Annotated in this window: 11 protein-coding genes; 6 read left to right on the plus strand and 5 right to left on the minus strand. The window is 36.0% G+C overall.

Annotated features, from left to right (window positions below; all coding sequences use genetic code 11):
- Window positions 1-252: 252 nt before the first annotated feature.
- Complete coding sequence (locus SBO79_RS00895; protein ID WP_318641168.1) at window positions 253-1,473, plus strand: bifunctional alpha/beta hydrolase/OsmC family protein; 1,221 nt, start codon at window positions 253-255, stop codon at window positions 1,471-1,473.
- 81 nt (window positions 1,474-1,554) lie between these two features.
- Here the strand turns inward: SBO79_RS00895 and cysK are convergent, their stop codons facing one another.
- Together cysK and epsC are read right to left on the minus strand one after the other, a co-directional pair.
- Window positions 1,555-2,463, minus strand: coding sequence for a cysteine synthase A (cysK, locus tag SBO79_RS00900; protein ID WP_318641169.1), 909 nt, complete (start codon window positions 2,461-2,463; stop codon window positions 1,555-1,557).
- A 19-nt stretch (window positions 2,464-2,482) separates the two neighbouring features.
- On the minus strand, window positions 2,483-3,307 hold the full coding sequence (gene epsC, locus SBO79_RS00905; protein WP_318641170.1) for a serine O-acetyltransferase EpsC: 825 nt from the start codon (window positions 3,305-3,307) through the stop codon (window positions 2,483-2,485).
- 320 nt (window positions 3,308-3,627) lie between these two features.
- Here epsC and SBO79_RS00910 point away from each other — a divergent pair, with 320 nt between their 5' ends.
- From SBO79_RS00910 to SBO79_RS00920, 3 genes are read left to right on the plus strand one after another with little or no spacing between them, the layout of a single operon-like run.
- Entirely contained in the window at window positions 3,628-4,896 is a 1,269-nt protein-coding gene (locus SBO79_RS00910; RefSeq protein WP_318641171.1) for an Lcl C-terminal domain-containing protein, read from the plus strand.
- 38 nt (window positions 4,897-4,934) lie between these two features.
- A complete protein-coding gene (locus SBO79_RS00915; RefSeq protein ID WP_318641172.1) occupies window positions 4,935-5,486 on the plus strand; it encodes an RNA polymerase sigma factor in 552 nt (183 codons plus the stop codon).
- On the plus strand, window positions 5,476-7,131 hold the full coding sequence (locus SBO79_RS00920) for a hypothetical protein (RefSeq protein ID WP_318641173.1): 1,656 nt from the start codon (window positions 5,476-5,478) through the stop codon (window positions 7,129-7,131). The genes SBO79_RS00915 and SBO79_RS00920 overlap by 11 nt, the downstream gene beginning before the upstream one ends.
- A 98-nt stretch (window positions 7,132-7,229) precedes the next feature.
- Here SBO79_RS00920 and SBO79_RS00925 read toward each other — a convergent pair whose 3' ends face one another.
- Window positions 7,230-7,895, minus strand: coding sequence for a hypothetical protein (locus tag SBO79_RS00925; protein WP_318641174.1), 666 nt, complete (start codon window positions 7,893-7,895; stop codon window positions 7,230-7,232).
- Between the two features lie 277 nt (window positions 7,896-8,172).
- On the opposite strand from SBO79_RS00925, the gene SBO79_RS00930 reads away from it, so the two are divergent.
- Complete coding sequence (locus SBO79_RS00930) at window positions 8,173-9,036, plus strand: sigma-70 family RNA polymerase sigma factor (RefSeq protein WP_318641175.1); 864 nt, start codon at window positions 8,173-8,175, stop codon at window positions 9,034-9,036.
- A 265-nt stretch (window positions 9,037-9,301) separates the two neighbouring features.
- A complete protein-coding gene (gene rpe / locus SBO79_RS00935) occupies window positions 9,302-9,964 on the plus strand; it encodes a ribulose-phosphate 3-epimerase (RefSeq protein ID WP_318641176.1) in 663 nt (220 codons plus the stop codon).
- A gap of 219 nt (window positions 9,965-10,183) precedes the next feature.
- On the opposite strand, the gene SBO79_RS00940 is transcribed toward rpe, so the two are convergent.
- Window positions 10,184-11,260 carry an FUSC family protein gene (locus tag SBO79_RS00940; protein WP_318641177.1) on the minus strand — a complete coding sequence of 359 codons (1,077 nt, stop codon included), beginning with the start codon at window positions 11,258-11,260 and terminating at the stop codon, window positions 10,184-10,186.
- 161 nt (window positions 11,261-11,421) lie between these two features.
- Window positions 11,422-12,471 (minus strand): T9SS type A sorting domain-containing protein, encoded by a 1,050-nt coding sequence (locus SBO79_RS00945; protein WP_318641178.1) that lies wholly within the window; start codon window positions 12,469-12,471, stop codon window positions 11,422-11,424.
- Between the last annotated feature and the right edge of the window lie 71 nt (window positions 12,472-12,542).

Raw genomic sequence — 12,542 nt, forward strand, 5'->3', positions numbered from 1 at the left:
ATAAAAATAGAATTACGCTCCTAAATATAGGATTAAATGAATTATTTTTACATTAAAACAGTAATTTTTATTATCATAAAGTTACTATATAAGGAAAAAGCCTGCAAGAATATTAAATTTTAAACTGAAGGTATTATATAGTATTTGTTATTTTGATGAGCCATAATTGGAATTATTCATAACTTCATAGCTTTAAAAAATAAATATCTTTTAGTCCTCGTTCAGATAAACACTGACTCAAAAAACAATCAAATGAAACACGAAAAACTTGAAATTATAAATAAGCAAGGAGAAAAATTATTTGCGCAGATGGAACTTCCAGCCAATCAGCGCCCAAATTATTTCGCCATTTTTGCGCATTGTTTTACTTGCAACAGTAATTTTAAATCCATCCGAAATATTACACGGCAACTCACAGGATACGGTTTTGGTGTTTTAAGTTTTGATTTTACTGGCCTTGGAAAAAGTGAAGGTGAATTTGCTGATAGTCATTTCTCTGCCAATATTGAAGATTTAACTGCGGTTAATGATTTTCTTATTCAAAATTACAAAGCACCTTCTCTAATAATTGGACATTCGCTTGGCGGTGCGGCGGCGATCGTTGCAGCGTCACAACTAGATAATATACAGGCCGTGGCAACAATTGGTGCTCCGGCAGATGTAAATCATGTTACCCAACTTTTTTCGCATCAGTTTGATGAAGTAGAAGCAAAAGGCGATGTACAAGTAAATATTGGTGGCGTACCTTTTAATATAAATAAAAATTTTGTAGAAGATTTTGCAAAGATTAATTTATTGCATATTGTAAAAGAGTTACGCAAGCCAATTCTGATTATGCACACTCCCTTTGATAAGACTGTGGGAATCGAAAATGCCGAAAAATTATATAAAAATGCTATGCATCCAAAAAGTTTTATCAGCCTTGATCCTGCCGACCATCTCCTGACTAATGAAGTGGATAGCACTTATGCGGGCCTAATGATTGGCGCATGGGCACAAAGGTATTTTCCTAATAAAGAAAATGTTTTGCTCGACACACAGGATGAGCAGCTTGTAGGCCATTTGGATTTAGTACATGATAATTTCACCACTCAAATTCAAACCAAAAATCACAGCATGATTGCCGACGAACCGCTAAGTTTTAAAGGAGATGATTTTGGTCCTTCTCCTTACGAATATGTGAGCGCGGGTCTTGCAGCTTGCACGGCGATGACCTTAAAAATGTATGCACAACGTAAAGAATGGGATTTGCACGAGGTTTATGTATATATTTCACATTCAAAAAAACATGCGAGAGAGCTAGAGCTGAAGGTGGAGAAAACTGGCTTTCTTGATTTCATAGATATTAAACTAAAATTAATTGGAGATTTGGACGATTCCCAGCGAGAAAAACTCCTTCAAATTTCAGCTAAATGCCCGGTTCATAAAACCCTACAAAGTGAGGTATTTATGAGCACAACGCTTTCAGAATAATCAATTTTAGACTTCAACCTTAAGAGTTATTATTTAAAAAAGACCCCATTTCATTTAGTTGAAATGGGGTTTTTAAATGTATTAAAACAATCCTTCTACCGAGAGATAACGTTCTCCGGTATCGTAATTAAATGTCAAGACTACCGCATCTTGGGGAATACTTTCGAGCTTTTTTGAAACTGCAGCCAATGAAGCTCCAGTAGAAATTCCCGCCAAGATTCCTTCTTTTCGAGCAATTTGACGTGCAAATTCATAAGCATCCTCTTTACTTACAGCGATAACCTCATCAATAGCTTCGGCGTGATAATTTTCTGGGATAAAACCTGCCCCAATTCCTTGAATTTGATGAGGACCAGGATTTCCTCCAGCAAGCACCGGAGATAATTCGGGTTCGACCGCGATTACTTTCAAGTTTGGAAATTTGGACTTCAATCCTTCGGCCACTCCCGTAATATGTCCACCCGTACCTACTCCTGTAATGATATAATCTAAACCATTTGGAAAATCTGCCATAATTTCGGCAGCAGTCGCGGTTTTGTGAATTTCAATATTTGCAGGATTGTCAAACTGCTGTGGCGACCAAGCGTTAGGAATCTCTTTGACCATTTCAGCGGCTTTTTCGATTGCCCCTTTCATTCCCTTTTCTTTTGGGGTCAATTCGAACTTTGCACCGTAGATTTCCATCAATTTTCTTCTTTCGATGCTCATCGATTCTGGCATTACCAAAATCACATTATACCCTTTAACCGCCGCAACCAGCGACAAACCAATTCCAGTATTTCCAGAAGTAGGTTCAATTATTACACTATCAGGATTTAGTAATCCTTTTTTCTCTGCATCTTCGATCATTGCCAAAGCGATTCGATCCTTGATACTATTTCCAGGATTATTTCTCTCCAATTTAATCCAAACATTTCTATTTTCAAAAAGTCTGCTTAATTTAACCACTGGCGTATTTCCGATGGTTTCGAGTATATTGTTTGCTTTCATAGTCTTGATTTTTTTTTATTTATATAACAAAATTTATTGCTTCAGGAAATTTTTCCTTGTTTCTGATAGTTACTTCACTTTTATGATAAACCAAGGATTTAGCCGGAATTGAGTTGGTAATCCAAACGTTTCCACCAATTACTGCGTCTTTTCCAATTACGGTTTTCCCTCCTAAAATAGTTGCATTGGCATAAATAGTCACATTATCTTCTATTGTAGGATGTCTTTTAACTTCGGCCGCGTCTTTCTCTACTGTTAAAGCGCCTAGAGTTACACCTTGATAAACTTTTACGTGCTCGCCAATTATTGCCGTCTCCCCTATTACGATTCCCGTCCCATGGTCTATCAGAAAATGCTCGCCAATGGTTGCGGATGGATGGATATCGATACCAGTTTTACTATGCGCATATTCTGACATCAATCTCGCAACAATTCTAGCTTTTTTATTCCATAATCTGTGAGCGATGCGATGCACGGTAATTGCATAAAATCCAGGGTAGGCAATTAAAACTTCCTGTTTTGATTTTGCCGCTGGATCAAATTCGAATATTGCATCAAGGTCATTCGATAGCACCCGATGCAACTCCACACAGTCAGCAAAGAAAGTTGAAGCAATTGCCGTTGCTTCTTCCTTAGTAAATTGTTCGGCCATTAATAATTGAATTAACAGTGCGTTTAATTCTTCCTCTTTCTGTTGAAAATAATGATAATCTTGATACTTTCTTTGGGTACAGAATAGCCATTCGGACATTTCGTTAAGCCAATATTTGATTTTCTTTCGGTTGAAAAATAATTTTTTCTCAGAAAAATTAGCCTGGTAAATCTGTTTATTATTTGCAGTCATTAAATGTAATTTCTAATGTATTAAAAACAAAAAACTCCCCATAAAATTGGAGAGCTTCACTATGTTGGAAAATTTATCAATACCTACAATAGCCCATAACTCTCTCGCTTAGAGCAAGTGCAGCATAGAATAAAGATAGATTTTGTAAATGACATTTTTGATTTTATAAAGTACAAATTTCAGAAATTTAGAAAGGTTGTGCAAAACATTAATGAACACTTTAACTAAATCAACTAAAAAAAATAAATAGTTCTAGAGACAACGCAACCTTTTCCCTTTTCTAATACTATAGAATATACAACCTCAAATAATATTTTATCATGAAAAACCTATCTCAATTTATATGCGCATTTATGCTCTTAGCTTTAAGCAGCTGCTCGAGCGATTGGAATAATAATGAACCGGTTGGCTTGGATAGAACTCTAATTGCTCAAGGTTCACCGCTGTTTGAACTAATTCAGAAAGTTACTGTAGACGGAAATGATCCAATGGCTGAAATTGTTTGTATTGATTTTATCTATCCTTTTACTTTATTGATATACAATGAAAATTTAGAAGTTACGGGCACACACTCTTTAGGTGGTGATGATGAGTTTAGCGCATTTCTAGGAGCATTAAGTCCGGGGCAAGCAATTAGCATTAGCTATCCTATAAGTACAACTTTGGCGGATGGTACAGAATTTATTGTAAATAATAATGATGAACTTAAAATCGCAATTGATAGCTGTGCTAGAGAAGACTTAATAAGTATTTGTAGCGGATTGTTTGGTGGAGATCCTGCCTGTGTGTGGCAAGTTCCATTTTCTTTAAATGGCGATAATTCGTATTCTAGCGGAGTATTTTCGGCAAATATGGACGGAACAATACAATTCCATTACAATGGTCAAAACTATATCGGAACTTGGACTTTCCTTTTTGTGAATGACGAATTTCAAATGAATATAAATCTTGAAGGAAATTCAGCAGTTGCACAATATTGGAACTTTAGTAGCAGAGTCGAAATGACCGAAACTAAGATTACTATCATTAATGGATCATCAAATATTATTCTGCAAAAGAAATGCGAGCAAACCGAAACCTTTGCAATTGGCGCGCAAGGTTCTGGCGGAGGAATCGTATTTTATGACAAAGGATCTTACAGCAATGGTTGGAGATATATGGAAGCTTCGATTATAGATCTAACAATTTCTGAATGGGGATGCTCTAGCGCAGCAACATCATCAACTAGTTCGGAGATTGGAAAAGGTTTTTACAACTCAGTTCAAGTAGTAAATTACCATAACAGCTTGGCCAATTATTACACAAATCCTGCAGTTTGCAACGCACTAAATGATGGAACAGTAATTTCAAAAACAGCATTACTCTATAATTCTAAAGATTGGTTTTTACCTTCAGAGCAGGAGCTGCTTTTAATTTATCAAAACTTATATTCGCAAAACTTCGGAAATATTAATCCAGCTATATATTGGAGCAGTACAGAAGTTGATGCTTCAACTGTAAAAGGAATTAATTTCGAAAATGAACAGGTGATTATCATTGCCAAGAATCCGCCGACCGATATTAGCGCAAGAGCAGTTCGATATTTTTAATTTTTATAGCTAGATTTAACCCTTACAATATTCTTCTTTTGAATTTAGAAAAAATCATAAAAGGCTGCATTAATCACAAAAGGCAGGCGCAAGAAGAGCTGTACAATTTGTACAAGGACAGTCTTTTTGCGCTAAGCTTAAAATATTGCTGCAACGAAGCGGAGGCTGAAGATAATTTGCACAATGCCTTTATCGAAATATTTACCAATATCGAAAAGTTCAACAGTACTGGTTCATTTGAAGGTTGGATGAAGCGCATTACTATCAACAAAGCAATCAACAGCTATAAAAAGCAATTCAATCTAGTCGCACTAAAAGACGATTATCAAAATACTGAAATTGACGAAAGTGAGATGAATCTGCCGCTAGATCAGATTTTGAAAATGGTGCAAGAATTGCCAAATCAATATCGACTGGTTTTCTCGCTCTACGAACTCGATGATTACTCGCATAGGGAGATTTCGGTAATGCTGGAGATTTCCGAAAGTGCATCAAAATCAAATCTACATCGAGCAAAGTGCATTTTGAAAACCAAAATTATCGCCGCCAATTCGTCTCATACCAAATACAGCATTAGCAATGGAAAATAAAAAAGACCTAGGGAAACTGTTTAAAGCAAAGCTTGATGGTTTGGAAAAATCTCCAAACGAAAATCTTTGGGCGGCGATAAACGAAGAACTTCAAGATAAGAAAAAGAAGCGACGAGTTATTCCTTTCTATTTCTATTATGCCGGTGTTGCATTACTTCTATTATTTATTGGTTTTGCAACAAAGTCGTTTTGGATGCCTGCGTTTCAAAATTTCAATAGTATAGAAAATAGTTCAACTTTAAATGATAGAAATTCGAATGCAGTGGACGGAGATGAGCAAAATGAGATTGTAAATCAAAAATCAATTTCTACTACAAAGGATGGCAGTTCAGCTGATATTGAAAGCGGAATAAATTCTGATAATGCAGACATATCAGGGGAAAGTTCTGAAGTTTCGTCGAATAATGAATCAGAAAATGGTATTCAAAATTCTTCGAGTACTAACAACCAAAAAAGTTCTGGAAAGACTACAAATGCTAATTCTAAAGGAAATGCCGAAAATACTTTAAAATCTAATTCAGAAGCAACAGTAAAAAGTAATTCTAATTATAGTTCTACTGAAAAGAAAAATAAAACGACAACTTCGACTAAAAACGACAATTCCGTTGCGGGTTCTATTACTGGAAACAATAACAATATAGATAAGAAAAAGAATTCAACTAATAAGTCGACCGGAACTAATAATACTGTTTCAGCTAATCAAAACCACTTGCATAATCAAACAATAGCTAAAACTGAAGGTAATGCTAGCAATGATTCATCCATAACCAAATATTCTAAAAATTCCGATGCTTCAGAATCTGACCAAGAAACTATCGCAAATTTCAACCGAACCAAAATCGAAGTTCCCACAGAAATCGATAGCCTCAAAATTGACAGTATCGCAATCAAGCGCAAAGCCAAAAAGGAACTTCGTGTTGCTGCTCAAAAGAAATTAGATTCAATCGAAGCTGCGAAACCAAAGTATTATCTGTTTGTACACGCCGACATTTCAGCTTTTAATCATTTCGGAAAACAATCTTTTATTGATCCACGACTTGATACTTATGAAACAACTACAGAGTTGCAGTACAACTATGGAATTTATTTTGGCTTTATCGCGAGCGAAAAACTGAATATCCGAATTGGTCTTAGTAAATCCGCTTTGAGCTTAACTACCAAAAATGTTCCGCTGATTTCTCAAAATCCAAACAACGCGATTTCTGGGTATTTCTCAAATGTAAATTACAATACAGCTCTAAGCAACGAGCAACTTGCTGAATATTTAGGTGCTTCGGATGTGACATTAGCGCAGAATATCCGCTTTGTCGAAATTCCGCTAGAAGCAAAATATAAGGTTTATGACGGAACAATTGGGATAGAAGCAATCGGCGGAATCAGCACTTTATTTTTAAGTAAAAATGAAGTAAAAGCTGAGGCAAATAATAAGTTTCTCTATTTAGGAAAAGTCAATAACGGCCTACAAGCCAGTGCTTCGCTGAATCTTGGTGCAGGACTTAGTTATAAAATTGGAAAAAATCTACAACTGAATGTCGAACCAATGTTCAAATATTATTTCCGCTCATTCGAAGTGACAAACAAACCATATTCTCTAAATTTTCAAGTGGGGTTGCAAATAAATTTTAGTGAGTTGTTTAAAAAATAAATAGTTTTTTGAGAGTAGTTATTTCTAAATTTATTTACTAAAAAAAGCCTTTACAAAAATTCGTAAAGGCTTTATATTTTTAAAATATCGCTGTAATACTATTCCTCAACTTCCTCTGCAATCAATACTTCTCCTTCATAATCTCCAGTAGGTAAATCATCTCTATTGATCCAATAATCCGAAGTCAGTAACTCGAAATTTTTATTATCTGACGAATTCAACTGCCAAATAATTGATTCCGCATCTGGAAATCTAGTTTCGGTAGTCATCGGCTCTTCAAACAAACGCACAATAATATTGCTTGGTGACAATGCCGAATTCAACGCTTTTAGCATGAATTCTTTTGTAACATTTTCTTGCGCTTCGTCAATCTCAATCAAAATTCTAGTAGCTTTTGTATTGAGGAAAGTTCCATTATACGCGTGAAATAAAAGTTGGTTAATGCTGTATAGCGGGTAATGCAGATGAATTTCCGGGTACTCCTCAGAGATTTTATCTAGCAACATATCATTTGATAGTTGGTCGATCTGTCCTTCGTTTAGATCGTCGGAAAATTTGTAGGTTAAGACAATTTTAGCCGCTTCGTTCGCTTCCTCATCACTTATCGCCATAAACAGCATTTCGCGTAGATTTTCTGGCTTGATAGTTTCGGCATCAGGGAAGTTGAACAGCTTTAGCAATTCAATATAATCCTGATTTGTCCAGTAATTTGGGACCTCTTCTAATGTTTCAATATTGGTAACGCTGAATTTAAATTTGGTCATTTTATTTTTCTTTTAGTGTTTTTCAAAAAAGTTATTGTCGAATTTACAAAATCTCAACGGCGCATACACGACATTTACCATAGAATTAAGGAAATTTCTATGTAACCTAGAATAAATTTAGCGCAAGCGAAAAAACACTATAACTTGATTTTCAACTACTTACAAAATTATTTTAAATAATTCGCACAATTATCAAAAAACTTTTCAATAAATTGTAACTTTTTCAGCCCTTCGCACGTATAACTATTTGTACACTTAAAGAAGTACAGCACCTTTTATGAGACAACTTAAAATTACCAAGCAGGTTACCAATCGTGAAACTGCTTCCCTAGACAAGTATTTACAAGAAATTGGAAAAGTTGACCTTATTACCGCAGATGAAGAGGTAGAATTAGCACAGAAAATTAAAGCCGGAGATCAAAGAGCATTAGAGAAATTGACTAAAGCCAATCTTCGTTTTGTGGTTTCTGTAGCAAAACAGTATCAAAATCAGGGACTGACACTACCCGATCTTATCAACGAAGGTAATTTAGGACTTATCAAAGCGGCGCAACGTTTTGACGAAACAAGAGGATTTAAATTTATTTCCTACGCCGTTTGGTGGATTCGTCAATCAATTTTGCAAGCCCTTGCAGAGCAGTCGCGTATTGTGCGTTTGCCTCTTAATAAAATTGGATCGATCAACAAAATTAATAAAATGTACGCCTTATTGGAGCAGTCAAATGAGCGTCCACCTTCTGCAGAAGAAATTGCAAAAGAGCTGGATATGACTGTGAATGATGTTAAGGAAAGTATGAAAAACTCAGGTCGCCACCTATCAATGGATGCGCCGCTTGTGGAAGGTGAAGATTCAAATCTTTATGACGTTTTACGTTCTGGAGAGTCGCCAAATCCTGACAGAGAGCTTATTCAAGAGTCTTTGCGTACAGAAATTGAGCGTTCTTTAGAAACTTTGACTCCTCGTGAGGCAGATGTTGTAAGACTTTACTTCGGTTTGGGAGATCAACATCCGATGACTTTGGAAGAAATTGGTGAAACATTCGATCTTACAAGAGAGCGTGTTCGTCAGATTAAAGAGAAAGCAATTCGCAGATTGAAACATACTTCAAGAAGTAAAATCTTGAAAACTTATTTAGGATAATCTTCCTATTTGAAATTGAAAACTCCGATTTATTCGGAGTTTTTTTGTTTTAAGACGTTTTAGTTTTTTTTGGGCGTGTCCCTTTGGGCCGGGCTTTCCGTTCCCAATCTTTGTTGTAGCTTTTGCTCCGCAAAGCCACAACAAAGGATTTCCACTACAATCCCTCACGCAGACCTTGGTAGAATTTCAGCACTAATCTTCGATAGAAAATAAACCTAAGAATAAACTATCTTTGCAAAAGCAAAAAAACACAACACAACCTACAATGAAAAACACACTTATAGCACCATCAGTACTTGCCGCCGACTTCGCAAACCTGCAACGCGATATCGAAATGATCAATAATTCAGAAGCAGATTGGTTTCACATCGATATTATGGATGGCGTCTTTGTTCCAAACATTTCCTTCGGAATGCCAGTATTGGAAGCTATTACAAAACATACCAAGAAAACCGTAGATGTACATTTGATGATTGTAGACCCAGATCGTTACATCAAAACTTTTGCTGCATTAGGAGCAAATATTTTGAGCGTTCACTACGAAGCTTGTCCACACCTCCACCGCACCATCCAAGGAATCAAAGCCGAAGGAATGAAAGCGGGAGTTGTACTAAATCCCCACACAAGTGTAGATCTTCTAGAAGATGTCATCAATGATATCGACCTAGTTTGTATTATGAGCGTGAATCCAGGTTTTGGCGGACAGTCTTTCATCGAAAATACTTACGCTAAAGTTGAAAAACTAAAAGCAATGATCCTTCGCAAAAACGCATCAACCATTATCGAAATCGACGGTGGCGTTACCGACAAGAATGCAGCTCAACTTGTTACCGCTGGAGCAGATGTTTTAGTTGCTGGAAACTATGTTTTTAGAGCCGAGAATCCAACGGAGACAATAGCGCATTTGAAGAAAATTTCTAGATTTTAGATTTTAGCTTTTAGCTTTTAGCTTTTAAAAATAACAAAGGAGAATCTAACGATTCTCCTTTGTTATTTTTAAGCATTTCGGTAAAAGTTTTTAATTTCTCTCAGAAAAACTACAGATAATATTTTTCTACTAAACATAATCGACGTTTTTATATCCACAAACCAAGAACGCTAACAGCTAAAGGCTGATTGCTGACAGTTTACAGCTTACAGCTTACAGCTACTTCCTCATCTTCCTCAACTGAACCGTAGAATAAACTCTCACCTTCTGACTATAAATAAAAAATCCGCCCACCACTCCAATTGCACTTCCAATCAAAATATCCAAAAATCGACTTTCGATAAGTTGCTGCGGATCAAGTCGAGAAACGCTGCCAGCCTCGGCAAGGAGAATACTTATTGGTGTAATAAAAACTACTGCAAGCGCATAATGTCTGGCAATCAATAACTCTATTATAACTTGCAAAACAATAATACTTATGGCAATACCAACATTAGAGTTGAAATAGCTAAGTATAAAAAAGCAGAGCATCAACCCTACCGATGTCCCGATAATTCTGTGAATTGCTCTTTTCCCTACAATGTAGCTATTCGCACCTTGCAACACTGCCAAAGCTGAAATAGGAATCCAATAACCGTTATTCATTTCGAAAATATAACTGACCGCTAACGATATTGCCATAAACAATCCCACTAAGGCTGACTCAATTCCGTTATGATAAGGATTTCTATCAATAATTATCGAAAGTTGCGATGTGTTTTCTTTTAAATCGTGTTTAATCAGCAGACTGTAAATAAGTGCTAAGAGAAAAGCGCCCATTGTCCCTAAAGTAAAAATTCCGATTTTTTGCGGTGCTAGGCTCAAGTCATTCGGCATCATAAATGCAATTGCGGCAATCATTATAAAGAAGAAACTTCCGGGTGGTTTCATATTAAAAGTCCGTGCTACATAATGCACAACAATGGCCAAAGTACCAAAAACCAAAACCGCAACAATCGGATTAAAACTAAAAATAAGTCCCACGCTATACGACAGCATCATTCCAAAAGAGCAGACAAACATCACCAACATTCTTTTGAAAATACTGTTGGTAATTGGCATATACAAAATCACCAACCCAGCCAAACTCGCAGTTAATGCTGCTTTACTTTGATCAAAATACAAACCAACCATCAACGGGATTCCAACCGACAAACCCGCTAACACTGGAATATGCCAACTACGCACTGATGATTTTAGAATAAAAAAATTCTTTAATTCTTGGACAAAAAATTCCTTCTGGTGTTTTAGATTCATTTTACTCTTATCTTCTAAATGCAAAACTACAAATCATAGAATTATAAAAATATGATATTTCACCACTTCTGACTATTATACTGCAAGTTCATGAAAGTTTAAAACAAAAAAAATGGCAGTGAACAAAAGCTCACTGCCATCTTTAAATTTATGACTTTAAATTATTTTTTAAGTAATTTTTTAGTTGTAGATGCTCCGTCAGCAGTTTCTACAGTCATCATATAAACTCCAGTAGAAAGATCAGAAATACTGATAGTTGCTTGTGTAGAATTTACATTAACTGATTTTACTGTACGACCATTAATATCTGCAAAAGAAACAGATTTTACGTCTGCTCCAGAAATGTTTACAACATCAGATGCAGGGTTAGGGTACACTGATAGTTTTGAAGCTTCAGTAAGGTAATCAGCAGTTCCTAATAAAGTATCAGTACTTGATGTTCTAATTACTAAGTTGTCATATAATCCTGTAGTAGCAGATGCATTTGGACCAGCAGTATTGGTTCCAGAAGAAGCTACAATATCAAATTCCATTGGATCAACACCCATTGCAGCTCCAGCAATTGTACCGTTTACTGTTCCATCTCCAGTTCTAACGATGATTTCACCTGTATTGTAGTTAAAACTAAATCCAAATGTATACCATGTCGAAGCTTCTAAGACAAGACCACCAGTTTCAAGAGTAAAAAGGTAGTTAGCAAATGTCCCTGCGTTGTTATAGTAAGATAAACCACTCAAAATTTTTGTATCGCTCGCAAAAGAAAGTCCACCTAAAATTTTAGTACCGTCGTCATTGTATAAAGCTCCTCTAAAGTTGTTTTTACTTGTAGTTGGCGCTCCTGTATAAAAACTCCATTCTACTTCTACAATGTTATTTCCTGCTGTACGACCGTCCCAAAAGTCAAAAAGATCACCAGCAAATGCAAAACGCGCTCCTTTATCTCCATTAGGTCCAGTAATTTGCAACACATTGCCGTGAGCAGCATCTCCAGCTACAATCTGAAAGTTGTCATTTCCAGCATTCGTAGATGTTGTCGGTGGAGCACCATTATTAGTTAAAGTGAAAATTCCACCTTGTCCTGGAGTAGCTCCAGTGATATCCGTTCCAACGTTTCCAATAGTAAGTCCGTTGAAATCTAAGCTAATTGGAGCTTGTGCAGAAGCAAGTGTAACAAGGCTAAATGCAGCAAGTGTAAGTAATGTTTTTTTCATGATTTTAAGTTTTTAATTTAAACAAATCTAACAAAATTTATAATATCCACTACACAGCATGATAGAAATGC

Source organism: Flavobacterium ardleyense, from assembly GCF_033547075.1.
Classification (GTDB): domain Bacteria; phylum Bacteroidota; class Bacteroidia; order Flavobacteriales; family Flavobacteriaceae; genus Flavobacterium; species Flavobacterium ardleyense_A.

Coding starts and splice junctions, on each gene's coding strand:
- SBO79_RS00895 (WP_318641168.1), top strand. CDS start 253: ATGAAACACGAAAAACTTGAAATTATAAATAAGCAAGGAGAAAAATTA.
- cysK (WP_318641169.1), bottom strand. CDS start 2,463: ATGAAAGCAAACAATATACTCGAAACCATCGGAAATACGCCAGTGGTT.
- epsC (WP_318641170.1), bottom strand. CDS start 3,307: ATGACTGCAAATAATAAACAGATTTACCAGGCTAATTTTTCTGAGAAA.
- SBO79_RS00910 (WP_318641171.1), top strand. CDS start 3,628: ATGAAAAACCTATCTCAATTTATATGCGCATTTATGCTCTTAGCTTTA.
- SBO79_RS00920 (WP_318641173.1), top strand. CDS start 5,476: ATGGAAAATAAAAAAGACCTAGGGAAACTGTTTAAAGCAAAGCTTGAT.
- SBO79_RS00925 (WP_318641174.1), bottom strand. CDS start 7,895: ATGACCAAATTTAAATTCAGCGTTACCAATATTGAAACATTAGAAGAG.
- SBO79_RS00930 (WP_318641175.1), top strand. CDS start 8,173: ATGAGACAACTTAAAATTACCAAGCAGGTTACCAATCGTGAAACTGCT.
- rpe (WP_318641176.1), top strand. CDS start 9,302: ATGAAAAACACACTTATAGCACCATCAGTACTTGCCGCCGACTTCGCA.
- SBO79_RS00940 (WP_318641177.1), bottom strand. CDS start 11,260: ATGAATCTAAAACACCAGAAGGAATTTTTTGTCCAAGAATTAAAGAAT.
- SBO79_RS00945 (WP_318641178.1), bottom strand. CDS start 12,471: ATGAAAAAAACATTACTTACACTTGCTGCATTTAGCCTTGTTACACTT.